25 protein-coding genes and 1 tRNA gene are annotated in these 26901 nt (G+C 61.8%); 10 read left to right on the top strand and 16 right to left on the bottom strand.

The window, feature by feature from the left end; translation table 11 throughout:
* Positions 1 to 27: 27 nt before the first annotated feature.
* The gene (ilvB, locus tag ACL9RI_RS12795; protein ID WP_422726954.1) at positions 28 to 1776 is read right to left on the bottom strand and encodes a biosynthetic-type acetolactate synthase large subunit; all 1749 of its coding nucleotides are present in this window, start codon (positions 1774 to 1776) and stop codon (positions 28 to 30) included.
* 99 nt (positions 1777 to 1875) lie between these two features.
* Between ilvB and ACL9RI_RS12790 the strand changes: the two genes are divergently transcribed.
* From ACL9RI_RS12790 to ACL9RI_RS12780, 3 genes are all read left to right on the top strand, one after another.
* Entirely contained in the window at positions 1876 to 2337 is a 462-nt protein-coding gene (locus tag ACL9RI_RS12790; RefSeq protein ID WP_070217690.1) for an Lrp/AsnC family transcriptional regulator, read from the top strand.
* A 158-nt stretch (positions 2338 to 2495) separates the two neighbouring features.
* Positions 2496 to 3242, top strand: a complete 747-nt coding sequence (locus tag ACL9RI_RS12785; RefSeq protein ID WP_422726953.1) for an NF038120 family PEP-CTERM protein — start codon at positions 2496 to 2498, stop codon at positions 3240 to 3242.
* Between the two features lies 1 nt (position 3243).
* Positions 3244 to 6402: a S8 family peptidase gene (locus ACL9RI_RS12780; protein WP_422726952.1), complete on the top strand. Its 3159-nt coding sequence runs from the start codon at positions 3244 to 3246 to the stop codon at positions 6400 to 6402.
* Between the two features lie 9 nt (positions 6403 to 6411).
* Here the strand turns inward: ACL9RI_RS12780 and ACL9RI_RS12775 are convergent, their stop codons facing one another.
* Both ACL9RI_RS12775 and ACL9RI_RS12770 read right to left on the bottom strand, forming a co-directional pair.
* Complete coding sequence (locus tag ACL9RI_RS12775; RefSeq protein WP_422726951.1) at positions 6412 to 7197, bottom strand: enoyl-CoA hydratase; 786 nt, start codon at positions 7195 to 7197, stop codon at positions 6412 to 6414.
* A gap of 1 nt (position 7198) precedes the next feature.
* On the bottom strand, positions 7199 to 7825 hold the full coding sequence (locus tag ACL9RI_RS12770) for a head GIN domain-containing protein (RefSeq protein WP_422726950.1): 627 nt from the start codon (positions 7823 to 7825) through the stop codon (positions 7199 to 7201).
* 176 nt (positions 7826 to 8001) lie between these two features.
* Here ACL9RI_RS12770 and ACL9RI_RS12765 point away from each other — a divergent pair, with 176 nt between their 5' ends.
* The gene (locus ACL9RI_RS12765) at positions 8002 to 8559 is read left to right on the top strand and encodes a flavin reductase family protein (RefSeq protein ID WP_422726949.1); all 558 of its coding nucleotides are present in this window, start codon (positions 8002 to 8004) and stop codon (positions 8557 to 8559) included.
* An 83-nt stretch (positions 8560 to 8642) separates the two neighbouring features.
* Here the strand turns inward: ACL9RI_RS12765 and gdhA are convergent, their stop codons facing one another.
* The 4 genes from gdhA to ACL9RI_RS12745 form a co-directional block, all read right to left on the bottom strand.
* Positions 8643 to 9986 (bottom strand): NADP-specific glutamate dehydrogenase, encoded by a 1344-nt coding sequence (gene gdhA, locus ACL9RI_RS12760; protein ID WP_422726948.1) that lies wholly within the window; start codon positions 9984 to 9986, stop codon positions 8643 to 8645.
* A 269-nt stretch (positions 9987 to 10255) separates the two neighbouring features.
* Positions 10256 to 10669, bottom strand: coding sequence for a hypothetical protein (locus ACL9RI_RS12755; RefSeq protein WP_422726947.1), 414 nt, complete (start codon positions 10667 to 10669; stop codon positions 10256 to 10258).
* Positions 10663 to 11097, bottom strand: coding sequence for a hypothetical protein (locus ACL9RI_RS12750; protein ID WP_422726946.1), 435 nt, complete (start codon positions 11095 to 11097; stop codon positions 10663 to 10665). The genes ACL9RI_RS12755 and ACL9RI_RS12750 overlap by 7 nt, the downstream gene beginning before the upstream one ends.
* 81 nt (positions 11098 to 11178) lie before the next feature.
* Entirely contained in the window at positions 11179 to 11574 is a 396-nt protein-coding gene (locus ACL9RI_RS12745; RefSeq protein WP_422726945.1) for a RidA family protein, read from the bottom strand.
* A gap of 159 nt (positions 11575 to 11733) precedes the next feature.
* On the opposite strand from ACL9RI_RS12745, the gene ACL9RI_RS12740 reads away from it, so the two are divergent.
* On the top strand, positions 11734 to 12633 hold the full coding sequence (locus tag ACL9RI_RS12740) for a LysR family transcriptional regulator (protein ID WP_422726944.1): 900 nt from the start codon (positions 11734 to 11736) through the stop codon (positions 12631 to 12633).
* Here ACL9RI_RS12740 and ACL9RI_RS12735 read toward each other — a convergent pair whose 3' ends face one another.
* The 5 genes from ACL9RI_RS12735 to ACL9RI_RS12715 form a co-directional block, all read right to left on the bottom strand.
* On the bottom strand, positions 12634 to 15027 hold the full coding sequence (locus ACL9RI_RS12735) for an acyl-CoA dehydrogenase (RefSeq protein ID WP_422726943.1): 2394 nt from the start codon (positions 15025 to 15027) through the stop codon (positions 12634 to 12636).
* 105 nt (positions 15028 to 15132) lie between these two features.
* Positions 15133 to 16380 (bottom strand): DUF819 domain-containing protein, encoded by a 1248-nt coding sequence (locus ACL9RI_RS12730; RefSeq protein WP_422726942.1) that lies wholly within the window; start codon positions 16378 to 16380, stop codon positions 15133 to 15135.
* A gap of 259 nt (positions 16381 to 16639) precedes the next feature.
* Positions 16640 to 16715 (bottom strand) — tRNA-Phe (locus ACL9RI_RS12725).
* Between the two features lie 94 nt (positions 16716 to 16809).
* On the bottom strand, positions 16810 to 17247 hold the full coding sequence (locus ACL9RI_RS12720; protein WP_422726941.1) for a hypothetical protein: 438 nt from the start codon (positions 17245 to 17247) through the stop codon (positions 16810 to 16812).
* Between the two features lie 126 nt (positions 17248 to 17373).
* A complete protein-coding gene (locus ACL9RI_RS12715) occupies positions 17374 to 18342 on the bottom strand; it encodes an SDR family NAD(P)-dependent oxidoreductase (protein ID WP_422726940.1) in 969 nt (322 codons plus the stop codon).
* Between the two features lie 55 nt (positions 18343 to 18397).
* Between ACL9RI_RS12715 and ACL9RI_RS12710 the strand changes: the two genes are divergently transcribed.
* Positions 18398 to 18832: a MerR family transcriptional regulator gene (locus ACL9RI_RS12710; RefSeq protein ID WP_422726939.1), complete on the top strand. Its 435-nt coding sequence runs from the start codon at positions 18398 to 18400 to the stop codon at positions 18830 to 18832.
* Between the two features lie 94 nt (positions 18833 to 18926).
* On the opposite strand, the gene ACL9RI_RS12705 is transcribed toward ACL9RI_RS12710, so the two are convergent.
* Complete coding sequence (locus ACL9RI_RS12705) at positions 18927 to 21335, bottom strand: prolyl oligopeptidase family serine peptidase (RefSeq protein ID WP_422726938.1); 2409 nt, start codon at positions 21333 to 21335, stop codon at positions 18927 to 18929.
* Positions 21336 to 21534: 199 nt separating this feature from the next.
* Positions 21535 to 21846: a PsiF family protein gene (locus ACL9RI_RS12700; protein WP_422726937.1), complete on the bottom strand. Its 312-nt coding sequence runs from the start codon at positions 21844 to 21846 to the stop codon at positions 21535 to 21537.
* Positions 21847 to 22127: 281 nt separating this feature from the next.
* On the opposite strand from ACL9RI_RS12700, the gene ACL9RI_RS12695 reads away from it, so the two are divergent.
* Complete coding sequence (locus ACL9RI_RS12695) at positions 22128 to 22667, top strand: DUF2058 domain-containing protein (protein WP_422726936.1); 540 nt, start codon at positions 22128 to 22130, stop codon at positions 22665 to 22667.
* 16 nt (positions 22668 to 22683) lie between these two features.
* Here the strand turns inward: ACL9RI_RS12695 and ACL9RI_RS12690 are convergent, their stop codons facing one another.
* Complete coding sequence (locus ACL9RI_RS12690) at positions 22684 to 23601, bottom strand: LysR family transcriptional regulator (protein WP_422726935.1); 918 nt, start codon at positions 23599 to 23601, stop codon at positions 22684 to 22686.
* A gap of 195 nt (positions 23602 to 23796) precedes the next feature.
* Here ACL9RI_RS12690 and ACL9RI_RS12685 point away from each other — a divergent pair, with 195 nt between their 5' ends.
* Entirely contained in the window at positions 23797 to 24519 is a 723-nt protein-coding gene (locus ACL9RI_RS12685; RefSeq protein WP_422726934.1) for a DJ-1/PfpI/YhbO family deglycase/protease, read from the top strand.
* On the opposite strand, the gene ACL9RI_RS12680 is transcribed toward ACL9RI_RS12685, so the two are convergent.
* On the bottom strand, positions 24516 to 25433 hold the full coding sequence (locus ACL9RI_RS12680; RefSeq protein WP_422726933.1) for a LysR family transcriptional regulator: 918 nt from the start codon (positions 25431 to 25433) through the stop codon (positions 24516 to 24518). The genes ACL9RI_RS12685 and ACL9RI_RS12680 overlap by 4 nt on opposite strands.
* A gap of 149 nt (positions 25434 to 25582) precedes the next feature.
* Here ACL9RI_RS12680 and ACL9RI_RS12675 point away from each other — a divergent pair, with 149 nt between their 5' ends.
* Together ACL9RI_RS12675 and ACL9RI_RS12670 are read left to right on the top strand one after the other, a co-directional pair.
* Positions 25583 to 25972, top strand: a complete 390-nt coding sequence (locus ACL9RI_RS12675; RefSeq protein WP_422726932.1) for a tautomerase family protein — start codon at positions 25583 to 25585, stop codon at positions 25970 to 25972.
* 24 nt (positions 25973 to 25996) lie between these two features.
* Positions 25997 to 26857 (top strand): fumarylacetoacetate hydrolase family protein, encoded by an 861-nt coding sequence (locus ACL9RI_RS12670; protein ID WP_422726931.1) that lies wholly within the window; start codon positions 25997 to 25999, stop codon positions 26855 to 26857.
* Positions 26858 to 26901: the final 44 nt, after the last annotated feature.

Here is a 26901-nt window from a genome sequence, read left to right as displayed (position 1 = left end):
CGCGCGGCCTTGCCCCGCTAATCCGACCTACTGTTCGCTGTACACTTTTCCCTTTGATAGGGACATCTCATGGTGTCCCGCGCCGGGCGCCATCATGGGAAAGCAGTTTTCTGCGCCATGCACGCGCACGTCGAGGAAATACGGGCCGTCGGCCGCCAGGCATTCGGCCAGCGCCGCGTCGAGGTCCGCGCGCTGTTCCACCATGCGCGCCTGCCAGCCGAAGGCGCGCGCCAGGGCCACGAAATCGGGTAGCGCTTCCGTGTAGCTGTGGCTGTAGCGCCCGCCGTGGTGCAGTTCCTGCCACTGGCGCACCATGCCCATGTAGCCATTGTTCGACAACACCACCTTCACCGGCAAGCGGTGCTGCGCGGCGGTGGCCAGTTCCTGGATATTCATCAGGATCGAGGCATCGCCGCTGATGCACACCACCGTTTTATCGGGATGGGCGACTTGCGCGCCGATGGCGGCCGGCAGGCCATACCCCATGGTGCCCGCGCCGCCCGAAGTGAGCCAGCGGCCAGGCCGCTCGAAGCGCAAATGCTGGGCCGCCCACATCTGGTGCTGGCCTACATCGGTGGCGACGATGGCGTCGTGACCATCGAGCGCCGCCTGCAGGCGCTGCATCAGGGCTTGCGGCGCGATCACGTCCGGCGTGTCGTCGAACGCCAGGCTGTTCTGCGCGCGCCAGCCATCGATGCGCGACCACCAGGCGGATAAATCCTGGCGGGCCTGGCTTTGCAGCGCCTCCACCAGCGCCGCCAGCACGGGGGCGCAATCGCCGCGCAAGGCTACCTCGGCGCGTATGACTTTATTGATCGAGGCGGGATCGATATCGACGTGGATCACTTTGGCGTGGGGGCTGAAGGCCTCCAGCTTGCCCGTGACCCGGTCGTCGAAGCGGGCGCCCACGCAGACGATCAGGTCGGCGTGGTGCATGGCCAGGTTCGCTTCCAGGGTGCCGTGCATGCCCAGCATGCCCAGGAAGGCCGGGTGTGAAGCGGGGAAGGCGCCCAGGCCCAGCAAGGTCAAGGTGCAGGGCGCGCCGGCCATGGCTGCCAGCGCCTGGAACAGGGCGCTGGCGGGGCCGCCCGAGTTGACCAAGCCGCCGCCGCCATAAAACACGGGCTGGCGCGCGCCGGCGATCAGGCGGGCGGCGCGCTCGATATCGGCTTGTGCGGGCAGGCGTGGGACCTCTGGCGCTGCTGGCACAGGTGGGGCGCCATGCACGGGCGCCAGTTGCAGGTCCTTGGGAAAATCGATCAGCACGGGACCGGGCCGGCCTTGCGTGGCTTGCGCGAACGCGGCTTGCACCACGGTTGCGACTTCTTCGGCGTTGCCGATTTGCCGGTTCCATTTGGTGACGGGGCGCGAGATGCCCAGCGCATCGCATTCCTGGAAGGCGCTGGTGCCGATGGATGTTGTGGCCACCTGGCCGCTGACGCAGATCACGGGAATCGAATCGCACAGCGCGTCGAGCAGGCCGGTGGTGGTGTTGCTCATGCCGGGGCCGGAAGTGACGAACACTACGCCAGGCCGGCCGGTGCTGCGCGCATAACCTTCGGCCGCGTGGACTGCCGCCTGTTCGTGGCGCACCAGCACGTGGCGCAGGCGCGGCTGCGCATGCAGTGCATCGTACAGGGGCAGCACGGCGCCCCCCGGGTAGCCGAACACGGTGTCCACGCCCAGCGACAGCAGGGTATCAATCAGCACGCTGGCGCCATTGCGCAAGGGGAGGTCAGGGGCGGGTGCGAGCAGGGTGGCGTGGTCAGGTTTCATGCCTTTATTGTCTATCTGTCTGGCCAGAAAAGGCTGCTGGATTTATCGTATAAAATCGGTATTTCAGCAAAATTTTCTGTAAAGTGAAGGAAGCTCAGCATGAAGCTGGATAAATTTGACCTTGCCATCCTGACGGCGCTGCAGCAGGATGCCCGTATCAGCCTGCACGACCTGAGCGCCAAGGTGGGACTGACCTCATCGCCGTGCTGGGCGCGCATCAAGCGCATGGAAGACGATGGCGTGATCGAGGGCTATACGGTGAACGTGAATGCGGCCAAGGTGGGGCTGGCCGATACCGTCATCGTGCAAGTGACGCTGGACGACCATTCGGACCAGGCCCTGTTCGAGTTCGGCCACGCGCTGGCGATGATCCCGGAAGTGCTGGAAGCCTTTCTGGTGTCGGGCGACTATGACTATTACCTGCGCATCGCCGTCAGCGACACGCGCGACTACGAGCGTTTGCTGCGCGAGCGCCTGTACAAGATCCCCGGCATCCGCCACAGCAAATCGAGCTTTGTCTTGCGGCAACTAAAGCAAAGTTATCTGCCGCTGCAGCGTTGAGCCTGCGCAGGGTGCGTCGAGAAAAGCAGGCTGAATGCCGGGAGGATGAGTAAAAATAAACAGAAATTGTTGTGCATATGTTATTCGTTTTGCGTAACCCGTGATGGCGCGCTTGCTTGCCGCGCCATCGATTCCACCTCATCTTCAGGGGGCGCAGAATGAATCGCTTATCGCACCTGGGGCGCTGGCTGGTCGCCGCCCTCATCTTGTTTTGCACCGCACCCGTCATGGCGGCGCTGATCCATTTCGATGATATCGCGCCCGATATTTACAGCAGCGGCGAGGTGCTGCAGACCGCGGGCTACCAGTTTCTCTTTTTGGCCGATCCCACCTCGGCCGCCAATGGCTGGTCCAGCGGCGTGGGCGCGCTGCTCGATGGCAGCACGGATTCTTCCTGCGATATCCTCGCCTGTCCCAGTGGCGCCAGCGGCAATTACCTGGCGATTCTCAACGATGGCGGGATCAGGCTGTCGCATGCGCGGGGATTCATGCTGGCCGGTTTCGATTATTCCTTCATCGCCCCTGTCGCGGGCGGCATCGACCAGCATTGGGGCCAGCTGCAACTGAGCGGCATGCTGCGCGATGGCGCGATGATGACGGCTACGCTGGATTTTGCGGGGCAGGGCAGCGATGGCAATTATCACTTCCAGCCTGCCTTGCTGCCGGCCGCTTTCGGCAGCCAGGTTTTTCTGGGCCTGACCTTCAATGCCTGCATTTTCAATGCGCTTGGCATCTGCAGCAATTCACTGTTTTTCCCTGCCTTCAACCAGGCGCAATTCGGCCTCGATAACATCAGCATCAATGCGGTGGTGGAACCGTCTACCTCAATGCTGATGCTGGCCGGCCTGGCCGCCATCGGCATGCTGTCGCGCCGCCGCCAGGCGCACCGCCTGCAAGGAGCCTGAGATGAAACGCCACCTTATCTCGCTGCTTGCCTTGCTGCTGGCCGCCAGCCTTGCACAACCTGCACAGGCGCAGGAGCGCCGCTCTTACATCGTGCAACTGATCGACAAACCGGCCGCCAGCTATGCGGGCCAGCTCACTGGCCTGGCCGCCACCAAACCCGCGCCGGGTGCGCGCATCGACGTGGGCGCCGCCGATGTGCAGGTGTATATCGCTTATCTGCATCGACGCCAATCCCTGGTGGCCGCCAGCGTGCCGGCCGCGCAGATCACGCACCGCTACAACGTGGTCTTCAACGGCTTTTCTGCGTTGCTGACGGACGATGAAGTGCGGGCCCTGAAGAAAAACGGCGGCGTGGCCAGCATCAGTGCCGACCATATCCTGCAGGCCGATACCAGCTACACGCCGACCTTCCTGGGCTTGACCCAGCCGGGCGGCTTGTGGGACCAGCTGGGCGGCACGGCGCATGCGGGCGACGACATCATCATCGGCATCGTCGATACGGGCATCTGGCCCGAGAACCCTTCCTTTGCCGACCGCCTCGATGACCATGGCGTGCCCAGCCACGCTGGCAGCCATCTCGTGTATGGCCCGCCGCCCAGCAACTGGCAGGGTAGCTGCCAGGAGGGCGAAGGTTTTAGTATGGCCAACTGCAACAACAAGCTGATCGGTGCGCGCTACTACCGCGCTTCCAGCGCGGCCCTGCACTGGACCGAGTTCCGTTCGCCGCGCGATTCCGTGGGCGGTGCGACGGGGCACGGCGGCCATGGCTCGCATACGACGTCCACCGCGGGCGGCAATCATGGCGTGGCCGCCGGCATCGACGGCGTGTCGCTGGGGGCTGTCTCCGGCATGGCGCCGCGTGCGCGCCTGGCCGTGTATAAAGTCTGCTGGACGGCGGCGTCGACGGGCCGCAATGGCTGCGCCACGGCCGACAGCGTGGCCGCCATCGACCAGGCCGTCAAGGATGGCGTCAACGTCATCAACTTTTCCATCGGTCCGAACGCGGGCGGCGGCGCCTTCGATGAACCGACCGAACAGGCCTTCCTGGGCGCGGCCAGCGCGGGCGTGTTCGTGGCGACGTCGGGTGGCAATTCCGGCCCTGCCACGCTGCCGCCCGACATGCAGGCGCCCGTATCGCATATCAGCCCCTGGCTGGCGACCATGGCCAATTCCAGCCATAACCGCCTGTATGCGGGCAACGTCATCCTTGGCGATGGCCGTCGGCTGGAAGGCGCATCGAGCAATGCGAATACGCCGTTCTCGCCGCTGATACGCGCGCGCGATGCGGGCTTGCCCGGCGTTCTGCCTACCGACATCAAGCTGCTACACTGTTTTGGTGTAGCCGATGGCAGCCCGGCGTATCTCGATCCGGCCAAGGTGGCGGGCAAGGTGCTGGTTTGCGACCGGGGCGCGAATATTCTGATCAACAAGAGCGCAAATGCCAACACGGCTGGCGCCGTCGGCGTGGTCATCGCCAATGTGGCGGGCGGCGCCACCAATCTCGTGAACCAATCGTATGCCTTGTCGACGGTGCAGCTGGCGCTGGCCCAGGCCGAGACCCTGAAGGTCTATATGGACGCGGCGCCTGCGGCGACGGCTGCCCTGGGCGAAGTGCATGCGGTTGCCGATACCAGCGTTCTGGCGCCGATTGTGAACGGCAGTTCTTCGCGTGGGCCGAACGTGGCCAACCCGAATATCCTCAAGCCCGATATGTCGGCGCCCGGCACGAATATCCTGGCGGCCGTGTCGGCCGACCTGACGCAAGCCCAGCGCGATGCGGTGGCGGCCAGTGGCGTGGCGCCCGTGGTGGAGTGGGATTTTTATACGGGCACCTCGATGGCCAGCCCGCACGTGGCTGGCGTGGCGGCGCTGCTGCACCAGCAGCACCCGGACTGGTCGCCGGCGGCCATCAAGTCGGCGTTGATGACGACCGCGTACGGCACTTATGCTGACGGCTTGAACGGCAGCCTGCCATGGGATGCCACGGCGAAGAATGCGGGCCAGCTGCCATGGGGGCAGGGCGCAGGTCATATCGCGCCCAATGGCGCCAGCGATCCCGGTCTGGTGTATGACGCGGGGCTGGCCGATTACGCGCGTTTCCTGTGCGGCTTGAATATCCGCACGCCGTATTCCGCCGATTGCAGCGCCACTGGCTTCATCGCACCCTACAACCTGAACCTGGCGTCGCTGACGGCAGCCGACGTGCTGGGCGCGCTAAGCTTGCAGCGCACGGTGACCAATGTGGGTACTGGCAGCGCCGTCTACAACGCTTCGGCCAGCTTGCCGGGTTTTAGCGTGCAAGTCACGCCGGCCAGCTTGTCGCTGGCGCCCGGCGAGAGCGCGCAATTTCAGCTCAGGCTGACGCGCACCACGGCGCCGGTCGATACCTGGGTGTATGGGGCATTGAACTGGAGCGATGGCGTGCATACCGTGCGCAGTCCGCTTACGGCGCGCGCCAGCGTGCTGGCTGTCTCGCCGCTGGTCGCCAGCGTAGCGCTCACGGGCAGCAAGGTGCTGACCCTGGGCACGGGTTTTTCAGGGCAGCTGGTCGCCGTCAAATCGGGCTTGCTGGCGGCGGTCCGCGAGGGGCGTTCGATCGGCCAGGCCGACAACAATACGGCTTCCGCCAGCTGCACCACGGGCGGTGCGGTGGGCGTGAACGTGCATCAGGTGCGGATACCGGACGGCACCCTGGCGGCGCGGTTTGCCACCTACGACGACACCACGGGCGGCGCAAACACGGACATCGACATGGAGGTGTACAACGCCGCCGGCGTGCTGGTGGGCAGCAGCGGCAATGAAGGCTCGAACGAGCAAGTGGAATTGCGCTTGCCGCCAGCAGGCGTCTACCGCGTCTGCGTGATCGGCTACGCGCCGCAGGACGGCCGCGCCGACTACACCCTGTCGTCGTGGGTGCTGGCGCCGGGTCTGAGCGGCGGCAATTTCAAGGCGCTGATGCCAGGCACCGCCTACATCGGCGGCACGGCGTCCGTCGCGCTGTCCTGGTCCGGCCTGGCGCCGGGCCAGCGCTACCTGGGCGCGCTGGCGTATCAGGTGGCGGGCGTGCTGCAGGGGCTGACGGTGATCGAGGTCGATACCACCGATCCCGTGCCCTTGCTGCGCAATGCCCGCGATAGCAAGCCGGTGCTGGTGCGATAGCTGCTGTGTTCAGCCCTGCCGCCAGGCCGGCGGGCGCTTTTCCAGAAACGCGTTGATGCCTTCATCGGCGTCTTCTTCCATCATATTGTGCGCCATGACATCGCCCGCATAGGCGTAGGCGTCGCCCAGGGCCATTTGCCGCTGGCGGTAAAACATGGCCTTGCCGTGGCGTACGGCGGCCGGGCTTTTTTCCGCGATGCTGGCGGCCAGTTGCGCGACTGCCTCGTCGAGCGCAGCGTCGGCCACGGCGCTGTTGATCAGGCCCCAGTCGGCGGCCGTGGCGGCGTCGATGAAGCGGCCCGTCACCAGCATTTCGAAAGCGCGTTTGGGCGATACATTGCGCGACAGGGCCACCGAGGGCGTGGCACAAAATAATCCCACGTTGATGCCGGACACGGCAAAGCGGGCCGCCTCGCCCGCCACCGCCAGGTCGCAGCTGGCCACCAGCTGGCAACCGGCCGCCGTGGCGATGCCGTGTACCCTGGCGATCACGGGCACGGGCAGCGCCTGTATAGATTGCATCACGCGCGAGCATTGTCCAAACAGGGCTTGATAGTGCTCAAGGCGGCGCGTGGCTTGCATTTCGCGCAGATCGTGGCCGGCGCAAAAAGCCTTGCCCTCTGCGGCCAGTACGACGCAGCGCACATGGGTTTGCAGCGCGATGGCATCGAGTTCGGCCTGCAGCGCCGCCAGCATGGCGGTTGACAGGGCATTGAACTGCGCAGGGCGGTTCAGGCGCAAGGTGACGAGGCCACCGTCGTCTTCGCGCAGCACCAGTGCTTCGGTATCTGGCATATTATTTGGCAGCGTTGACGCTGCCGATGCCGGAAACCGATTTATGCACGACCTTCGGCTTGCCGTAATACACCAGCTCGCCCATGCCGCGCACCACGGCATTCAATTCGCCCGAGGAATACACTTTCACGGAACCGATGCCGTCGAAATTGACGTCGACGTTTTTCGCCAATAAAGCCTTGGTATCGACTTCGCCCACGCCTTGCGCCTTCAGGCGCAGCCAGTCCACCTGGCCATCGGCGGAGAGCCGCCCGGCGCCCTTGTAGCTGATATCGACCCTGGGGCCACTGAGCCGGGTCAGGATTTTCTCGCCTGCGCCTTCGGCGATCAGCTTGCGCAAGGCCGGCATGGTGACGATGACGCGCGGGTCGCCATCGGTCTTCTTGATGTCCTTGTCCTTCATCGAAATTTTCAGTTCGCCATCGACCACTTCCGTGATCACGCCGCTGAGAAATTTCTGGTCGCCGCGCAGAATCAGGCTCTGCTCCTTGCCCGACTCGACTTCGATGCTGATCGGGCCACGGATATCGATGGCATTGAAGGCGGCTACCGTGCGCGTCTGCTCGGCGGCATGCGCAGGGGTGAGGGCAGCAAGGGACAAGGCGGCAAACAGGGCTAGACGGCGCATGGCGGTTTCCTTGAGTTGTTGATAAGTGTATTCTAGGGTGCAACTTCTTCACGTGGAAGAAATTTGCGACGAACTGCACAAATCGCAACATGGACGGTCGGCAGGTCAAGGCCATCCGCGCGCCCGGCACGCCGCCATTGGTCTATGCTATGGCGTACAGAGTCCACGGAGACGGCATGAAAAATTACCACAAAGAAGATTATCCCGTCGCCGATATCCGGCGCTTCCTGGAGCCTGGCCCCGTGGTGCTGGTCAGTTCACGCTGGAAGGGCGAGAGCGACATCATGACCATGGGCTGGCACATGCTGATGGAATTCACGCCATCGTTACTGGGCTGCTTTATTTCCGACGCGAACCACAGCCATGAAATGATCAAGCGCAGCATGGAGTGCGTGATCAACCTGCCGACGGCGGACATGGTCGACCAGGTGGTAGCGATAGGAAATTGCAGCGGGGAAGACACGGATAAATTCGCCGCCTTCGGCCTGACGGCGCAGCCGGCCGAACAGGTCAGCGCACCGCTGATCGCCGAATGCTACGCCAACTTCGAATGCAAGCTGGCGCAGGTGGCCGGCAACCCGCGTGGCGGCTTTTTTATCCTCGAATGCGTGAAAGCCCACGTGGCCACCTCGCCCAAGCTGCCCGAAACCCTGCATTACCGGGGCAATGGCGAGTTCATGGTGTCGGGCCGTACCATCAGCCGCAAGAGCCTGATGAAGCCTGAGATAAGTTAAACCCAAACGCAAGGGCTGGGGGCGGACCCTGAGGGGCCGACCCCGGTCTTTGCCGTTGGGATTGTTGGGCTTAATTGGTTGCGTTAAATCACACCCTGCGCCAGCATGGCATCGGCTACTTTGACGAAGCCCGCAATATTGGCCCCATCGACATAGCTGACCGTGCCATCGGCGCGCGTGCCGTATTGTTTGCAGGCGGCATGGATGCCCTGCATGATTTGCAGCAGGCGCGCATCGACTTCTTCGCGGGGCCAGGCGATGCGGGCTGCGTTCTGGCTCATTTCCAGGCCCGAAGTGGCGACGCCGCCCGCGTTGCTGGCCTTGCCTGGCGCATACAGCACGCCGGCTGCCTCGAAGGCCTTGGCCGCTTCGATGGTGGTGGGCATGTTGGCGCCTTCGGCCACGCACACGACGCCGTTGGCGATCAGGCTGCGCGCGTCATCGATGGTCAATTCATTCTGCGTGGCGCAGGGCAGGGCGATATCGACCGGCACATGCCATGGCGAGACACCGGCTTCGAAGCGCACGCCGGTGCGTTCGGCGTAATCGCTGACACGGCCATACAGATGATTTTTGATCTCCATCAAAATGGCCAGCTTTTCCGGCGTAAAACCTTCTTCGTCGATGATGGTGCCGCTGGAGTCGGACAGAGTCACCACGCGCGCGCCCATGGCCATGGCTTTTTCCACCGCATATTGCGCCACGTTGCCCGAGCCGGAGATGGACACGCGCGTGCCTTCGAACGAGCGGCCCCGCGTCTTCAACATTTCCTGCGCAAAATAGACGGTGCCGTAACCGGTCGCTTCCGGCCGCATCAGGGAACCGCCGAAGCTGGCGCCCTTGCCGGTAAACACGCAATCGGCGCGGTTGCTGAGTTTTTTCATCATGCCCGCCATATAGCCCACTTCGCGCCCGCCCACGCCGATATCGCCGGCCGGCACGTCCGTGTCGGCCCCCACATGGCGGAACAGTTCGCTGACGAAGGCCTGGCAAAAGCGCATCACCTCGCCCTGGCTCTTGCCCTTGGGATCGAAGTCCGAACCACCCTTGCCGCCGCCCATCGGTAATGTCGTCAGCGCATTCTTGAAGGTTTGCTCGAAAGCCAGGAACTTCAGCACCGACAGGGTCACGGACGGGTGAAACCGGATACCGCCCTTGTACGGCCCGATGGCCATGCTGTGCTGGATGCGGTAACCGCGATTGACTTGCACCTGGCCATGATCGTCCACCCACGACACGCGGAACATCACCACGCGTTCTGGCTCGACCAGGCGTTCCAGCAAACCGTGCTCCGCATATTTCGGATGCCGTTCCAGGAATGGCCACAAGCTCTCCATGACTTCGGTGACGGCTTGCAGAAACTCGGGCTGACCTGGATTGCGCGCGGCGACATGCTGGACATACTCGTGAGCAGAGGCGTATTTCATCAGAATTCCATGGAGTTAATTGGTTATTTGAGCATATATCTTCTCAGATTTTGCACAAAAATGGTGCGAAAATTTGGTTTAGACGGTTTTCTGCTGTTTTGCGGTGCAGTACTGCAGGAATATTTTTCGCAGGAAAACAGGATTGGTCTGGTGCAAATAACGACTAAAAAACACAACGCCAGCGGAGGTTGGCGTTGTGCATGGCGTGTCGGCGAGAAGCAGACTCTTGCATCCATCTTGTCGGCAGACGCAATACGGTGGACCAGCAATTACTTTCTGCCATCCTTCGATGCTGTGGATGCGGTGCAAATGGCAGCGCTAGTCGATCCGGCTATGCTGAGTCCGGTTGACAGATCAAAACCGAAATCGCAGTAATAGCCATCGGCAGGGTGATAGGGGCAGGACAGCGTTTCGCGGTTGCGTACCCGCACTGATGAGTCTGGACAAGCGTCCTTCAGATCCGGGCCGATGGCGTTGAACATGTCCCGCGCCGCCGTGCCTGTCAGAGTGAATGCAGCCTTGGTATCGCCTGCAACCGGGGGCGTCGTCTCGCCAGGATAGCCGCCGTACATGGCATAGCGTCCAGAGAAATCCTTGTGGACGTATTGCCAGACAGCGGAGGCATGTTGCGCCAGCAGCATGGACACCGTTACTGCAAACAGCGCGAGCATGCGCCTCAGCATAGGGAGCCTCCAATGCTCAGACCCGTCACCAGGTCAAAACCAAAGTTACAACGGTAGCCGTCGCGGGGATGGTAGGAGCAACTTAGCTGGGCCCGTTGCCGGATGCGTTGGCCACCTTCCGCGCCGCACACATTACGCAAGTCCGGCCCCATGGCATCAAACATTTGCCTTGCTACCTTGCCATCGATCCAGAAGGCGATGCGCTTGTCTTTGCTGGAGGGCGCAAGCGGGTCGCCAAGTCCGCCACCGTAGATCGCGTAGCGACCCTGGAATGGGTGGTAGGAAAAGGTCCAGCCTTGTACTGCATGTGCAACGACCATGCCGCCAACAGCCAGGATGAGAATCACGAAGAGAGACAGGCGGCGCATAAAAGATCCTTGATTGAGCGGCCCTGTGGCATGGATAGCCATGCCACAGGAAATCATCAAGCAAATTCTTGCTTACCTGAAATCTTCTATGTTGCGAGAGCGCAAGATGAAGAAGGGTAGATGCAGGCACCTGCCTAGTTGCTAGCCAGCATGCGCCACGGCGCGTATCTCGATCAATTGGTGGGGAAAGGCCAGGCCCGATACGCCGATCAGGGTGGCGGCCGGACGGTGGTCGCCCACGTATTGCTTGAACAGTTGCACGCAGGGCTGGAAATGTTCGGATGGGTTGCTGAGGTAGATCACCATTTCTGCGATTTGCGTACGTCCAACATTGAAGCCGGCCAGCACGCGGTCGAGGTTTTCCAGGGTGGTGCGGGCCTGCAGATCGAAGTCGTGTTCGCCGACGAAAGCACCCTGCATGTCATGTGAAAACTGGCCGGAAATATAGATGGTGCCGTTGATGCTGTAACCCTGGGTGACGCCGAATTGTTCTTCCCAGGAAACGCCGTGATTGTAGGTGCTGGCTGTTTGTGTCATGCTGTTTTCCCTTTATTGTCGTGCTCTGCCGAAGATCGGTGAAGTGGGAAAAGTATAGCCAGATGATCGGCGAACGGAGGGCGGCACAGAGGGGAGCAACCATCCCCATTGGGGTTGCTATAGTGGCTGGCCTGGCGCTGGAGAAAGAAGAGTGAACCTATGCTGCGCGCGAACCTGAACGAGATCCTGGTCTTCATGGCCGTGGTCGATGAAGGCAGTTTTATTGCCGGTGGCACAGCCATGGGCTTGAGCCGTTCGGCGGCGGGCAAGGCCGTGAACCGGCTGGAAGAACGGCTGGGTGTGCGCCTGCTGCACAGGACTACGCGTGCCCTGAGCCTGACCGATGAAGGCCGTGTGTTTTATGAACGGGGTTTGCAGATTCTTTCCGCCGTCGATGAAGCCGAGTCCAGCGTGGCCGTGGGGGCGGGAGGGGGCACGCCGCGCGGCGTCCTGCGGCTGACCTTGCCCGACGCCTATGGCCGCCTGGTGATCCTGCCGCTGCTGCGCCGCTATCTGGCCGCCTGGCCCGAACTACAGGCCGAGGTCAGTTTTACGGACCGCCAGGCCGATATCGTCGAAGAAGGATTTGACCTGGCGATACGCATCGGCGAAGCGCCGCCCGATACGCGGCTGGTGTCGCGCGTGCTGGCCCGCCACCAGGCCGTGCTGTGCGCGTCGCCCGCTTACCTGGCCGAACGGGGCCTGCCGCTCGACAGCGATGCGCTGGCCACGCACGACTGCCTGATTTTCAGCAGTCGCCACCGGCGCCAGCCCTGGCGGATCTTCGGCGACGATAGCGCCGGGAAGTTGCCGGGGCGCAGCCGTTTGCGCCTCGATAGCGGCGACGCCATCCGCGATGCGGCCGTTGCCGGCGACGGCATCGCGCTGCTGCCCGACTTCCTGGTCGCCGGCGACTTGCAGGCGGGGCGCTTGCAGCAAGTGTTGCCGGACTTGCCGCTCGACGAAGTGAAAGTCGTTACCATCTATCCGACCCGGCGGCTGCTGGAGCCGCGGGTGCGGCGTTTTATCGATTTCCTGGTCGATGAGCTGTCCGCCTGATCAAGCTTCGACGCCCTGCCTTTCGCCAGCAAGACGCTGGTCCTCAAGAACAGGTTTGAGTAGGTTGGCGCCCTGTACCTGCTGCGATGGCTGCGGTGGAAAATCATCGACCTGGATCGCCGCGTCGACCAAACGCGTGAATTCCAGCAAGGTATTGTGCTCCTGGCAGCTGATGGAGCCGGACGCGGCCGCCGCGCTCAGCCACTCCTGCATGGCGGTCACGCTTTGCGGCAAGTGCCGCAGGGCCGCGCCTTGCGGCGTATCCTTCAGGCGTTTTTTGATGGCCACCACCTGCGCCAGCAAGTCCAGCGCCCTTTCGCCACGGGCCAGCGGATCGTGCGCGTCACTGGCCACGTAGCAGTCGGCCAGCAGGCGTTCGCGGTCGGTCCCCGGCGTTTGCATGGCTTGCGTTACTTCGCTGCCCAGTGCATCGGAAGGTGGGCGATGCGAAAGGCCGAAAGGAAACAGCCAGATCCGCAGCAATACTGCTAGTCCCCGCGCGGGGAAATTGTCCAGCACGCCACTCAAGCCCTGTTGCGCCTTGCACAGCGTATCTTGCAGCGCCCAGTGCACATAGGGCAGGTCGGCCTGGGGGCGTCCCTCATCTTCATAGCGTTTCAGCACGGCCGAGCCCAGGTACAGTTGCGACAGCACATCACCGAGGCGGGCGGAAATCCGTTCGCGCCGCTTGAGTTCGCCGCCGAGCACGAACATCGACATATCGGTCATCACGGCGAAGGCGGTCGACAGGCGGGTAATGGCGCGGTAGTAGGGGGCCAGTTCGGCCGCGCCGGTAGTGGGCACGGCGGCCAGCCGCCAGCCGCCCAGGCCGTACCAGAGTCCCCGTGCGATGTTGCCAAACACAAAGCCGACATGGCCAAAGAATGCCTGGTCGAAGTCGAGGATGGCTTTGCGATGGTCAGTTTCCTGGACGGCGGCCATTTCCTTGAGCACATATGGGTGGGCGCGGATGGCGCCCTGGCCAAAGATGATCAGGCTGCGGGTGAGTATGTTGGCGCCTTCGACCGTGATGGCGATCGGGATTTGCTGGTAAGCATTGGCCAGGAAATTATTGGGACCGATGCAGATGCCCTTGCCGCCTAATATATCCATGCCGTCGTTGACCAGTGCGCGTCCCCGTTCCGTGACGTGGTATTTGACGATGGCGGAAATCACGGCCGGCTTTTCGCCGAGGTCGACGGCCCGCGCCGACAGCCTGCGCGCCGCATCCATCAGGTACAGATTGGCGCCCATGCGCGCCATTGCTTCCTGCACCCCTTCGAACTTGCCGATAGGCATGTTGAACTGGCGCCGCACTGCCGCATACGCGCTGGTGCCGCGCACGGCCATCTTGGCCATGCCCACGCTGGACGAGGGCAGGGAAATGGCGCGCCCGGCCGCCAGGCATTCCATCAGCATGCGCCAGCCCTTGCCCACTTGCGCCTTGCCGCCGATCACCCAGTCGATCGGAATAAACACATCCTTGCCGGAAGTGGGGCCATTCTGGAACACGGCGTTCAGGGGATGATGGCGGCGGCCGATCACCACGCCGTTGTGATTGGCGGGGATCAGCGCGCACGTGATGCCAGGCGCTGCGTCATCGGACAACAGGCGGTCAGGGTCGCTGGTATTGAATGCCAGTCCCAGCAAGGTGGCCACGGGCGCCAGGGTAATGTAGCGCTTGTTCCAGGTCAGGCGGATGCCCACGGTAGCGCGTCCTTCATGCTCGCCCATGCAGACTACGCCGTGATCGGGAATCGCCGCCGCATCGGAACCCGCATACGGGCTGGTCAGCGCAAAGCAGGGAATTTCCAAGCCGGCCGCCAATCGCGGCAGATAATGGTTTTTCTGTTCATCGGTGCCATAGTGCAGCAGCAGTTCGGCCGGCCCCAGCGAATTGGGCACCATCACCGTCACGGCCAGCGCCGAGCAGCGCGTCGACAGTTTCATCACCACTTGTGAATGCATATACGCGGAAAACTGCTTGCCGCCATATTGCTTCGGGATGATCATGCCGAGAAAGCCCTGCTGCTTGATATAGGCCCAGGCTTCGGGTGGCAAGTCCAGCCCCTGCTGGGTATTCCAGTCGCTGACCAGCTCGCACAGCCGGTCGACATCATGGTCGAGGAAGTGGCGCTCTTCGGCAGTGAGGCTGGGGCCGGTGTGCGCCAGCAATTTTGGCCAGTCCGGCTGGCCGGAAAACAGGTCTGCATCCCACCAGGTGGTGCCGGCCTCGAGCGCGTCGCGTTCGGTAGCGGACATGCTGGGCAGGATGCGCTTGAACAGCGCGAGTATATGTGGCGTGATCAGTGCGCGGCGCAGGGGAGGGACAGTAAACAGTGCAATCAGGCAAAGCACAATCAGCACGACCGCCATCAGAAATATCGTCAGCATGAGCGTCTCCCTGTTTGAATAAGGACAGGGTAGGCCGATGCGGCCGGGCTTTCTGTGCGGTAAAGCGCATAGGCGGCGTCTTCGGCAACGCCGCCTGGCTCGTTATTAACTTGCCATCGAGCGCAGCAGCAAGCCCGTGATGTAAGCGCCATAGGTACCCAGCGCATAACCGAGCACGGCCAGCAGCACGCCGACTGGCGCCAGGGCTGGATGGAAGGCGCTGGCGACCACCGGGGCCGAAGCCGCGCCGCCGATATTGGCTTGCGAGCCGACGGCCATGAAGAACAGCGGCGCGCGTATCAGCTTTGCCACCAGCAACATCAGGCCGCCATGCACGGCAATCCAGATCAGCCCCAGCAGGAACAGGAAAGGCTTGTCGAACAGCGCCTTGAGATCCATGTGCATGCCGATGGTGGCGACCAGCACATACAGCATGGCCGAACCGATGGTGGAAGCGCCTGCGCCTTCCAGGCTGCGCGCCCTGGTAAAGCTCAGCAGCAGGCCGATGGTGGTGGCCAGTACCACGATCCAGAAAAAGCCGGAGGTCAGGCTGTAATCCTGCAAGCGCCATTCGGCCGGCAAGGTAGCGATCCATGCCACCGTCGGGGCTGCCAAAAAGTGCGACAGGCCGGTGGCACCCAGGCCGACGGCCAGGATCATCATCACGTCGCTCAGGCCAGGAATGCGCGCATGCTGGGCTTTATACGATTCGATGCGGTCCTTCAGTGCATTGATGGCCGACAGGTCGGCGCCCGTCCAGCGGTCGAAGGCCTGGGCCCGGCTGGCCAGAAACAGCAGCACGGCCATCCAGACGTTGGCGACCAGCACGTCGACGGCGACGAACTGGCCAAACAGGGTGGCGTCGACTTCAAACACTTCCTTCATTGCCGCCTGGTTGGCGCCGCCGCCTATCCAGGAACCGGCCACGGTGGTCATGCCGCGCCAGGTTTCGCCGGCCACGGTTTCCGGATGGATCAGGCGCAAGGCTTCGAACGAGACGACGGCGCCCAGCATCACGCCGACAGTGCCGGTCAGGAACATGATGATGGCCTTGGGGCCCAAACGCATCAGGGCGCCGAAATCGATGGCGATGCACAGTAGCACCAGGGCGCTCGGCAGCAGATAATCGCGCGCCACGCCATACAGGGCCGAGGCATTGCCATCGATGATGCCGGCCGTGTTCAACAGGGCCGGGATCAGATAACACATCAGCAGGGAGGGGATATAGGTGTAAAACCTGGACCAGAAACCGGTGGTTCTCGACGACGTCCAGAAGACGGCGCCCAAGGTGATGGCCAGCAAACCGAGGACGACAGCATCATTGGTGATCAAAGCAGTGGTAACAGGAGGCATTCAATTCCCTCAGGCAAAGAGTGTGTGTCATGGCGCGCGATGGTTGCGCCACGTAAGGCAAGCGGCCGGCTTGTGGCCAGCCGCTGGTCGTACAGATTGCAGACTGCGGCTGCATTCTACCTTGCATGGACGGCAACAATTGGTTGTCTTGCTGGGTGACAAAAAGTCGGGAGAGGTGCTGATGAGGGGAAATAAAAGGCGGGCGAAAACAAAAACGCCAACCCGAAGGTTGGCGTTTTGATATGTGCTGCAGAATTCTTGGTGGCCCGGGGCGGAATCGAACCACCGACACAAGGATTTTCAATCCTCTGCTCTACCGACTGAGCTACCAGGCCAAGGCGGCGAATTATAACAGAAAGACTGCAGGCCTGACCAGAGGATCTTGTGTTCAAATGCAACAGATAGCTAAAACATGCTATTTTGGCATGCTTATAAGGCCGAACCGCGATTCAAGCTTGGCTTTTGCACTTCGCAGCGTCCCGCCACGCAGCTGGCGCCCGGGTCGGTGATGATGGAGCAGGTCGACAACATGCCGTCGTTTTGCTGTTGCCTGCGCTGCGCTTCCGCCTGCGCGTAGGCCAGGGCCTTGAGTTTCTTGCCGTCATTGTTCTTGCTGGACCAGGCCAGGTAGCTTTCCGGGCCGCCGCAGGCCTTGGCGCCGATGGCGATGGTCTGGCATTGCTCGGTGGAATCGCAGGCGGCGTTGCCTATTTCCGCCTGGATCTGTTGCTGCAGGGCCGCCGGGGGCGGCGCCGGCGTGGCAGGGTCCGGGGCGTCCTGCGTGAGGGCGTTGCAGGCGCTGGTGGCCAGCAGCAAGGCGCCGACGCAGACGGCGCGCAGCAGGGCAGGAAAGATAGGTGTTTTCATGCCCTCATCATGTGCCATGCTTATGCAAATGGCAAGCACGATTCGCATCGTTAGACAGGCCGGCTGCCCGTTGCGGTGCTTCTCAACAATAGAAACACCGGTTCGCCCTTGGTATCACGGATAAAATCAGAAGTTTTCGCCCACTAGTTCTTCGCTTCTGGCCCAGAGTGCCTGTGCCGTTTCCGGGTCAAATGCATGGGGGCTGGCGCCATTAACGAAACCACCATCCATGGACGGCTCGACGACATGGCAATTCTCGCAATATCGACCGCCCACCTCTTCTGCCGATGCGGTGACGCCAGCCCAGACCGACGTGGCGGCACCTTGAGGGATAGTTTTCCAGCGTATGGTCGTTTTTCCTTCCGCTGCCAGCATGACATTGAGCGCATCAATTTTCTTTTGCATTGCAACTGGGTCGGCGTGACGCCCCAGTTCCGTTTGAATGGTGCCGGGGTGAACTGCCGTAGCACGCACGCCTCTGGCCTTGTGGCGCCGGTCAAATTCGACGGCGAACAGCACATTGGCCGTCTTCGACTGTGAGTAGGCCAGATTCTCAGAATAGGGTTTCTGCTCGAAGTTGGGGTCCAGCAGATCGACGTCGGCCAGCCGATGCGACGATGATGCAAGCACCACCAGTCGGGCACCCGGCGGCATGAGCGTGGCGATCCGGTTGACCAGTACGAAATGCCCAAGGTGGTTCGTGCCGAATTGCATCTCGAACCCGTCCGCCGTCCGCCCAAACGGCGTTGCCATGACACCTGCATTGGCAATCACCAGATCGAAAGATTTTCCCGCTGCAATGAGTTCATGCGCGCAGCGCCGCACGCTTGCCAGGGCAGCCAGGTCCATCTCAACGATGTCGAATCGTCCATGGCCGTTGCTGGCCACCGCACGCACTCCGGCAGTCGCTGCTTCGGCTTTGGCGACATCCCGCGCCGTACCGACGACTTCGGCGCCCCGTGCCACAAGAGAGCGTGCAGTCTCGATTCCCAGGCCGGCCGAGACACCGGTGATCAGCACGCGCTTGCCTTCGAGGTCGATTCCGGCCAGCACCTCATCCGCTGTCGAGTTCCAATCAAATGATACTTTTGACATGATAAATTCCAGGTGAATTAATGATGAGATATACTCTAACTGCGGAGTGCACTCCATGGTCAAGGGTCTGATGATGTTAATTTCTGAATTCGCAAACATAACGGGATTGAGCCGGGACACGGTCCGGTTTTATGTCCGCCTGGGACTACTGACGCCTGCCCGGACGGACAAAGGGGGGCGTAACCCTTATCAAGTCTTTACCCTGGCGGATGCGCAGGTGGCAGAGATCATCCGTGTTGCACAGTCCTTGGGCATGACCTTGAAAGAAGTGTCGGAGCTGCTCATTGAGCGCAGAGAGAAGGGAATCGATGGAAGCCGCCGCATCGAGATCATGCAGCGGCAGCTTGAACGCCTGGAAACCAAGGAAGCAGAGCTGAAAGCCATGACGGCCTTTCTCCATGCAAAGATCGACTGGTTGCAGGGAGGGAAAAAAGGTCCGCAGCCGCCTTTGTCGATCTGCGCCTGTTCTGTTGGGCATGACGAGAACTGATTGCGCTGCCGGATCTGCGCCATGATGGCTCCGCTGCATGCTGCGCGGCGCAAGAAAATGCCCGCACACGGCGGGCATTGTTGTTAGGAGAGAATTACTTCAAGGTACGCTGGAACAATTCGTCAATGCGGCGGTATTCGTCGTACCACGCTTCCGGCTGCACGAAGCCGTGGCGTTCCATCGGGTAGCTGGCCATTTCCCATTTATCCTTCTTCAGCTCGATCAGGCGCTGCGACAGGCGGACGGAATCCTGGTAAAACACGTTGTCGTCGATCATGCCGTGCGCGATCAGCAGGTTGCCCGTCAGCTTGTCCGCGTATTCGATCGGCGACGAGGTTTTATACGCTTGCGGGTCGAGTTCCGGCGTGTTCAGGATATTGGCCGTGTATTCGTGGTTGTAGGTGGTCCAGTCGGTCACGGGGCGCAGCGCGGCGCCGGACTTGAACACGTCCGGTGCGCGCATCAGCGCCATCAGGCTCATGAAGCCGCCATAGCTGCCGCCATAGATGCCCACGTTCTTGAGGTCGCCTTGCTGCGTCGCTGCCAGCCAGTGCGCGCCGTCGACGAAGTCTTCCAGTTCAGGGTGGCCCATCTGGCGGTAGATGGCCGTGCGCCAGGCGCTGCCATAACCGAGCGAGGCGCGGTAATCGACGTCGAGCACGATAAAGCCTTGTTCCACCAGCAGGTTGTGGAACATCTGTTCGCGGAAGTAGACCGGGTAGCGTTCGGTGACGTTTTGCAGGTAGCCGGCGCCGTGGGCGAACATCACGATCGGGTATTGCTTGCCGGCTTCCAGCTGGGCCGGGCGATACAGCTTGGCCCAGATCGGCGCTGCGCCATGCGTGGAGGGGACTTGCACCAGTTGCGGCATGATCCAGTTGCGCGCCTTGAAGGCCTCGCTGCGCGTGTCGGTCAGGATATTTGCCTTGCCGCCCGTAACAGATACGGTGGCCAGTTGCGGCGGCACGTAGCTGCTCGAATAACGTACCAGCAGCTTGCTGTTGTCGGGCGACAAGCCAAAGTTTTCCACGCCTTTTAATGACGTCACTTCGCGCTCGCCGCCGTCTTTGGCCGTGGTGGCGCACACTTCATAGGTGCCGGGCGCTTGCGGGTTGCAGACGAAATAAGCGTGCTTGCCATCGCGACTCCATTCCACGTTGCTCACTTCCCAGTTGCCGTGGGTCAGTGCGCGCGCCGGGGCGGCGCCCGTTTTCGTGTACAGGTGGGCGTAGCCGGTTTCCTCGGACAGATACCACAGGGTGGCATTGTCGGGCAGCCAGCCGAATTCGTCGGCGCGGCGGTTGACCCAGGCCACGTCGCTGATGCGGTGCGCCGGCACCAGCGTGCCATTGGCCAGGTCGACGGTAGAGATCCAGCGGTCCTTGTTGTCGATGGCGCGGACCAGCACGGCTACCTTGCTGCCATCGTCGGTCCAGGCGATGCCGTCGCGCTGGGCATCGACCGTGACCGGGCGGTTGCCTTTCAGCGCAGGCAGTTTTTGTTCTACGCGCAAAGCGGCCAGCGGATCGGTGGCGATGCCGGGCAGGCTGTCGAAAGCGATCTCGCGCACAGTGCCGGTACGCAGGTCGGCCAGATGCAGGGTTTGCGCGATCGGCATGTTGCGGCCCACGCGGGTGCGCTCGTCGTCGACTTCCGGGTAGCCCGTTTCCGTGACATAGCGGGCCAGTTTGCCGACCTTGCCCTTGTCGGCGCTCTTGTCTTGCGTGACGAACAGCAGCCAGCGGCCGTCCGGTGATAAAGCGCTGCCGGAAATGGTCACTTTGTCGCCCAGGTAGATCGGCGCAGGCGCGCGGGTGGCGTCGGCGCGGCGTTCTTCCTGGCGGCGGTCGCGGCTGGTGTCGCGGTCTTCCTTCTGGCGCGCCAGGTTGACGATCAAACGCAGTTGCAGATCGCGCTGGCTATCGGCGTCCGGCTTGGCGTCCGGGTCCTTGACGGCGCGCAGCAAGGCGACGGGGGCACTCAGGCGCTCGGCGCGGCTCCAGCTGAACCAGTCGGTGCCGCTGCGGTATTGCACGGCGCTGCCATCGGCGGAATATTGCGGGTCGCTGACGCCAAATACGCCGCGCGTGATTTGTGTCAATGCACCGCTTTTCAGGTCGCGTTCAAATAGGTCGCCATTGCGCAGCAGGATGGCGCGCGTGCCGGCCCGGTTGTACACCATTTGCGGACCGTCCAGATTGGCCAGCTGGCTATCTTCCACCTTCTTGCCGCTATTGAGCTTGGCGTTGGCGCCCGCGATTTGCACGGTGTCGCGCAGCGGCGAGCCCAGGCGTTTTTGCTTGTAGTAAATCTGGCTATTCCAGCCCCACCATGCCGCCTCGACGGGCGTACCGATCCAGTCGGGATTGGCCATCGCCTGATCCAGGGTGATCGGTGTGGGCGCAGAGGCAGAAGTAGAAGCGGACGGTGCTGCATGGACGGCGGGAAGAAAGGCTGCCAGCAGGATCAGCAGCAGTGGACGAGCAGGAAGAGCCAGACGCATGGAAAATCGCTTTAAAAAGGAGAGGGTGGCGTAGGTGGCAGGGCCAGAAGCGGACTATTCTAGCGTAGGAGTTTCGCGGCGGAAATGCCGGAAAGCTAAGCCCGGCTGGCGCTGAAAAGGCCAGTGTTAACCAGAAGTGGCGGTGCAGGAATAAAAAACGCCAGCTCGGTGGCTGGCGTGGTGTGAGGGCTGACTGTATTTATTTCTTGGGTGCGCTCAGGCAGGATTTCATGAAGGCCTTGCGCTCATCGCCTTTCTTGCCGGCGGCGTCGGCATTGCATGCTTTCATCTTGTCTTGCTGCGTCATGGCGACGGCTGGCGCAGGTTTGGCGCTCAGGCATTCCTTCATGAAGGCCTTGCGTTCATCGCCTTTCTTGCCGGCGGCGTCGGCATTACAGGTCGTCATCTTGGTTTGCTGGGCGGTCTTGGCGGCCGGCGCCGCGTCCGGGGCTGCGGCAAATGCAGCGCTGGCCAGCATGGCGGCGATGCAGGCGGCGATCAGTTGTTTCATGGCATATCCTTTATGGCGGCGGTGGGACCGGTGAGTGGAGTTAGTCGTAAGCACTTATATGCAATACGTAACTAACTATATGACATTTATCAAACTTCATGTCGCGCGCGCGCGGATATTTTGTGTCTTTCTGTTACTAATCTGTCGCTTGCCGCCAACGGTGGTCTGCCCATGGAGCAGGGCGCTATTCCTGTGGACCGGCCACGGTTTTTTGCTATGCTAGCGTCTTTCCACCGGCCGATGCCGCAGCCTTGGCCGGCGCACCCTTATACGGAGTAGTTATGGTCTCGTTGCAAGAGCAGTTTTTAAAGGCCGGCCTGGTCGACAAGAAGAAAGTCAAACTGGCCAACCAGGACAAGAGCAAGCAAAAGAAGGATGAGCGCAAGAGCGGCACGCAAAGCGTCGATGAAGTGCGCATCGCCGCGCTGGAAACGCAGCGCAAGAACGCCGAGCGGGCCCGCGAACTGAATGCCCAGCGCGACGCCGCCGCCAACCAGAAAGCCATCGTCGCGCAAATCGCGCAAATGGTGCAAAAAAACCGCCAGAGCAAGGGCAACAACGGCGAGGTGCCGTATAACTTCACGTTTAATAACAAGATCGAGCGCATCTACGTCACCGCCGCCGTGCAGGCCCATCTGGTGGCCGGCCGCCTGGTGATCGTCTGCCTGGGCGGCGCCGTGGAACTGGTGCCGCGCATCATCGCCGACAAGATCGCCGAACGCGACCCCGCCATCGTCGTACGCGTCAAACAGGCCAGCACTGAAGTGGACGAGGATGATCCATATGCGGCGTTCCAGATTCCCGATGATTTGATGTGGTAAGACAGCTTTTGCGGTTCTATATTGGCGTCTGGCCCGATAAATGCCTGTGGCAGCATTCTTTCAGGTAACGGGCCAGGGCATGCACCGCCGGCGTGAGCTGGGAGCGGTGAACCACATACATCGATAACGGAGCCGCTTCTCCTGGAACCTCGGGCAGCAGGCGGATCAGGCGCCCCGCCTGCACGTCGGCGGCGACATCAAGTTCCGATTTACAGGCGATGCCCAGGCCATCTATCGCCCAGCGCCGCACCAGTTCGGCGTCGTCGCTGACGCGGTTGCCGTCCACCACCATGAAAATGCGATCGTCCCCGGAGCCAAAGTTCCAGCGGCTATGGGCGAGGCCATTCAATTTGAATCTCAGGCAATTATGCTGGGCCAACTGTTCCAGCCGCGTAATCGGACCATGCTTGTCCAGGTAGGCGGGAGAGGCGCACAATATTCGTCGGTTATCGGGAGCAATCGGCAGGCTGATCAGGCTGCTGTCCTTGGCCACGCCATAGCGTATCGTCAGGTCGACCGGCTGGGCGTGCAGGTCGGACAGGGTGTCGCCGATGGTGATGTCGATATCCAGGCGATGCCCGGCCAGATGCTGCTCGATCCAGCCCAGCACATGATTGCGGCCCAGATCGGAAGGCAGGGACAGGCGCAAGCTGCCGCTGAATGCCGCTGTCGATGCAGACAACACTGTCTCGCCATCTTTCATCGCACGCAGCGCCGCCTGGGCGTGTATCGCGTATTTCACGCCATTTTCCGTCACGCGCAGGCTTCTGGTCGTGCGCTCGAACAGGCGCGCACCGAGGGCGTCTTCCAGCCGCTTGACGGCATTGCTGGCCACCACCGGTGAAATGCCCAGCAGACGGGCGGCGCCGGAAAAACTGCGTGCATTGACTGCCTGCACAAAAATCTCAAGATCTTCAAATCGGACGGGTTTCATGCTGTGCCTTGATCTTACGGGGGCTAAAAATGCCATGTTGAAAATTCCCATGCTGTTCCAACGCCAGCCGCTTTTAATCGAAAATGAAAACTGCATATACCGCTGCCTACTGTTTCCGGCTGCAAGAAACGCTCATCCTGTTGTCTGAAGTCACCATCCGGTTGACGTTGATAAAGTTAATTTCAGGAGCAGGCCATGAACAGCATTTCCAGCGATTTTCGTGCATTACTGAGTACCGAAACCTCCGCGGCAGTCCCCCGTATTTCTGCGGCAGAGATGTTCAACGCGCCGGAAAACCACGCGCTTTACGAGCTGTGGACGCAAGCACCCGCCGATCCCGCCGTCTACAGGAACCGCCGTATTGCCGTCGTGGCGACCGATGGCGTGGAAGAAATCGAGCTGACGACGGTGCTGCATTTTTTCCGTACGCGCGGCGCCAGCGTCGACCTGATCTCGCCCAGGAAGCCATCGTATCCGTCCATGTTCGGCTTGCAGATTCCTGCCATCCGGGAAACGCATATCTTGACGATTCATTATATCGAGACGGCTGGCTGGATTCAGTTCGACAAGTTAATCGATGACGCCGATGCAAAAAACTACGATGCCGTGATTATTCCGGGCGGCGCCTGGAATCCCGATGCCCTGCGCGCCGATCCGCTGGTGCTTGCCTTCGTGCGCGCGGTTGCGGAAAACCAAAAAATCGTTGCCTCGATTTGCCACGGCCCCTGGATACTGGCCGACGCCGGCTTGCTGAAGGGCCGCCGCGCCACGGCCTGGTGGGCCATGAAAAACGATGTGACCAACGCCGGCGCGACCTTTGTCGATCAGGCGGTGGTGGTGGATGGCAAGATCATCACGTCGCGCGCACCGACCGACCTGGTGCCGTTTGTCGAGGCGATCGGCGCCCAGTTGCGCTAAATCATTGGCGACGGCGCAGCCTGGCTTGCCAGGCTATCCGTCACCGCCTCGCCGAGCACCTCCACCGCGCGCTTCAGGTTGCCCATCTGCAGCGCGTGCACCAGCCAGACATCGAGCTGCATGGAAAAGCCCGGTGTATCGACCACCATCAACTGTCCGGCCACTGCGCTGCGCTGCAAGATACTGCGCGGCACCAGACCCAGTCCTGCGCCAGCGGCAACCAGTTGCAGCTGCAGGTCGGTGCCGATGGTATCGACCCGCAGTTTGAGTGCCTGGCCGGCGCCGCCCATGGCCCGTTCCAGCGCGGCACGGTAGCCGCAGCCGATCGGGTTGAGTATCCATTCCTGCTGCGCCAGAGCGAGGATGTCGGCCTTGCCCTCCACCAAGGGTTTTTGCCTGCTTTGCACCACGACCACTGGCAGCGTGCCCATCAGGCGCCCATCCATGCGCGCGGGCAAGGTACTGGGGGAGGGCAGCATCATTGCCACCGCATCCAGGCTTCCGTGCAGCAGTTGTTGCTGCAACGCTGCGCCCCATTCCGTATGCAATTTCAAGTCCAGCGCCGGAAAGCTGGCACGCAGGCGCTGCACCGCATCGAACAGCACCATTTCTCCTACGGCCTGCGTCATGCCTACCCGTAACGTGCCGGTGGGCGCCATGTCGTCGCGTGCCATCTCGAGCAGCCGTCTTGCCCCCAGCACCAGTGGCAGTGCCTGCTCGTAGACCCGGTGCGCCAGGGCTGTCGGCAGCGGCGGCCTGCTGTTGCGATCGAATAATTCCACGCCCATGACTTCTTCCAGGTGCTGTATCCGGCGCGACACGGCCGACTGGGTCAGCGACAGCACGTCAGCGGCGCGGGTCAGGGAATTGTGGTCGATGACGGCAATAAAGGCCCTCAAGTCTTCAAATAGCATGCTGACTACTCATATTAGTTATGAAAATTATGCGTTTGTATCATTTATAGTATAGACCTAATATGGATCGTATTGAACCTTGCCGCGTGATTGCTACCTCCGGCGCTGACGGTTCCCCACGATGTTGATCCATATCAGGAGATTTTCTTATGCCTTTAGCCCGAATCAGTGTTTCCCAGGACACCACAGCCGAAGCCTTGCGCGCCATCAGCGAGACCGTCTACGAGGCGATGGTCACGGTGGCCAACGTGCCGGCGAATGACAAGTTCCAGATCCTCAGCCGCCATGCCAAGGGAGAGCTGGTGTACCCCGAGCAAGGATTTCTTGGCGTGAGCTACAGCGACAACATCGTCTTTATCCAGATTACCTGGAATGCGGGCCGCAGCACGGAAGTCAAAAAGGCGTTTTACCGCGCCATCGCCGACGGCATCCATGCCAGGACCGGCTTGCGCAAGGAAGACATCATCATCAACCTGGTGGAAGTCCAGCGCGAAAACTGGTCGTTCGGCAATGGCGACATGCCATTTGCACCGGTTTAATCCCTGCACGATGCCGGAATCCCCATGAAATTTGCTACCTTTATCCACGCCGGCGTCGAGCAGGTCGGCGTGGTTGACCTGGACGCCGGACGCGTCCATCCCCTGGCTGCGCGGGACATGCTCGATGTGATCGCCCGTTATCCCGCCCATGGCAGCGCGGCCAGCGACAATGGCGCCGGTATTGCTCTTGGCGACGTGCAGCTGCTGGCGCCACTGCCCCGGCCCGAACGCAATATCTTTTGCGTAGGCAAGAATTACCGTGCCCATGCGCAGGAATTTTCGCGCAGCGGATATGAGGCGGGAGCGGTCGCCGGGGCGGAAATCGATGCCTATCCCGCCGTATTTACCAAGCCCGCCAGCAGCGTGGTCGGGCCTGATGCCGTGGTCGATCTGCATGCGGGAATCACCTCGGAAGTCGATTACGAGGGCGAGCTGGCCGTCGTCATTGGCAAACCCGGCCGCAATATCGCGCTGGACCATGCCATGGCGCATGTATGGGGCTACACCATCATCAATGACGTGACGGCCCGCGACCGGCAAAAAAACCATCGCCAGTGGTTTCTCGGCAAGGGTCTCGATACCTTTTGCCCGATGGGGCCATGGATCGTGACGGCCGACGAGCTGCAAGCCGATCAGCTGCGCGTGCAGACCTGGGTCAATGGCGAGTTGCGCCAGGACGGTCATACGGCCGACCTGTTGTTCAGCATTCCGGAACTGGTCAGCACGATCTCGGCCGGCATGGCCTTGAAGCCGGGCGACGTGATTTCCACCGGCACGCCGGCCGGCGTCGGCATCGGCATGGTGCCGCCGCGCTTCCTGCAGCCGGGCGACAGCGTCTCGGTGGTGATCGACGGCATCGGTTCGCTGCGCAATCGTTTTGCCTGACGCTGCGGCGCCTGGCACTGAAGAATCGTGCTGGGCGCGGGCCA

The organism is Janthinobacterium sp. Mn2066, from assembly GCF_049319705.1.
GTDB lineage: Bacteria > Pseudomonadota > Gammaproteobacteria > Burkholderiales > Burkholderiaceae_D > Janthinobacterium.
This window is presented reverse-complemented; position numbering and strand designations above follow the sequence as displayed.

What these genes read in the sequence shown, in the direction of transcription:
- ACL9RI_RS12690 (WP_422726935.1), bottom strand. Translation starts at nt 23,601, where the DNA reads ATGAAACCCGTCCGATTTGAAGATCTTGAGATTTTTGTGCAGGCAGTC.
- ACL9RI_RS12715 (WP_422726940.1), bottom strand. Translation starts at nt 18,342, where the DNA reads ATGTCAAAAGTATCATTTGATTGGAACTCGACAGCGGATGAGGTGCTG.
- ACL9RI_RS12675 (WP_422726932.1), top strand. Translation starts at nt 25,583, where the DNA reads ATGCCTTTAGCCCGAATCAGTGTTTCCCAGGACACCACAGCCGAAGCC.
- ACL9RI_RS12720 (WP_422726941.1), bottom strand. Translation starts at nt 17,247, where the DNA reads ATGAAAACACCTATCTTTCCTGCCCTGCTGCGCGCCGTCTGCGTCGGC.
- ACL9RI_RS12755 (WP_422726947.1), bottom strand. Translation starts at nt 10,669, where the DNA reads ATGCTGAGGCGCATGCTCGCGCTGTTTGCAGTAACGGTGTCCATGCTG.
- ACL9RI_RS12740 (WP_422726944.1), top strand. Translation starts at nt 11,734, where the DNA reads ATGCTGCGCGCGAACCTGAACGAGATCCTGGTCTTCATGGCCGTGGTC.
- ACL9RI_RS12785 (WP_422726953.1), top strand. Translation starts at nt 2,496, where the DNA reads ATGAATCGCTTATCGCACCTGGGGCGCTGGCTGGTCGCCGCCCTCATC.
- ACL9RI_RS12700 (WP_422726937.1), bottom strand. Translation starts at nt 21,846, where the DNA reads ATGAAACAACTGATCGCCGCCTGCATCGCCGCCATGCTGGCCAGCGCT.
- ACL9RI_RS12745 (WP_422726945.1), bottom strand. Translation starts at nt 11,574, where the DNA reads ATGACACAAACAGCCAGCACCTACAATCACGGCGTTTCCTGGGAAGAA.
- ACL9RI_RS12705 (WP_422726938.1), bottom strand. Translation starts at nt 21,335, where the DNA reads ATGCGTCTGGCTCTTCCTGCTCGTCCACTGCTGCTGATCCTGCTGGCA.
- ACL9RI_RS12775 (WP_422726951.1), bottom strand. Translation starts at nt 7,197, where the DNA reads ATGCCAGATACCGAAGCACTGGTGCTGCGCGAAGACGACGGTGGCCTC.
- ACL9RI_RS12680 (WP_422726933.1), bottom strand. Translation starts at nt 25,433, where the DNA reads ATGCTATTTGAAGACTTGAGGGCCTTTATTGCCGTCATCGACCACAAT.
- ACL9RI_RS12765 (WP_422726949.1), top strand. Translation starts at nt 8,002, where the DNA reads ATGAAAAATTACCACAAAGAAGATTATCCCGTCGCCGATATCCGGCGC.
- ACL9RI_RS12695 (WP_422726936.1), top strand. Translation starts at nt 22,128, where the DNA reads ATGGTCTCGTTGCAAGAGCAGTTTTTAAAGGCCGGCCTGGTCGACAAG.
- ACL9RI_RS12780 (WP_422726952.1), top strand. Translation starts at nt 3,244, where the DNA reads ATGAAACGCCACCTTATCTCGCTGCTTGCCTTGCTGCTGGCCGCCAGC.
- ACL9RI_RS12710 (WP_422726939.1), top strand. Translation starts at nt 18,398, where the DNA reads ATGGTCAAGGGTCTGATGATGTTAATTTCTGAATTCGCAAACATAACG.
- ACL9RI_RS12670 (WP_422726931.1), top strand. Translation starts at nt 25,997, where the DNA reads ATGAAATTTGCTACCTTTATCCACGCCGGCGTCGAGCAGGTCGGCGTG.
- ACL9RI_RS12685 (WP_422726934.1), top strand. Translation starts at nt 23,797, where the DNA reads ATGAACAGCATTTCCAGCGATTTTCGTGCATTACTGAGTACCGAAACC.
- ilvB (WP_422726954.1), bottom strand. Translation starts at nt 1,776, where the DNA reads ATGAAACCTGACCACGCCACCCTGCTCGCACCCGCCCCTGACCTCCCC.
- ACL9RI_RS12730 (WP_422726942.1), bottom strand. Translation starts at nt 16,380, where the DNA reads ATGCCTCCTGTTACCACTGCTTTGATCACCAATGATGCTGTCGTCCTC.
- ACL9RI_RS12770 (WP_422726950.1), bottom strand. Translation starts at nt 7,825, where the DNA reads ATGCGCCGTCTAGCCCTGTTTGCCGCCTTGTCCCTTGCTGCCCTCACC.
- ACL9RI_RS12735 (WP_422726943.1), bottom strand. Translation starts at nt 15,027, where the DNA reads ATGCTGACGATATTTCTGATGGCGGTCGTGCTGATTGTGCTTTGCCTG.
- gdhA (WP_422726948.1), bottom strand. Translation starts at nt 9,986, where the DNA reads ATGAAATACGCCTCTGCTCACGAGTATGTCCAGCATGTCGCCGCGCGC.
- ACL9RI_RS12790 (WP_070217690.1), top strand. Translation starts at nt 1,876, where the DNA reads ATGAAGCTGGATAAATTTGACCTTGCCATCCTGACGGCGCTGCAGCAG.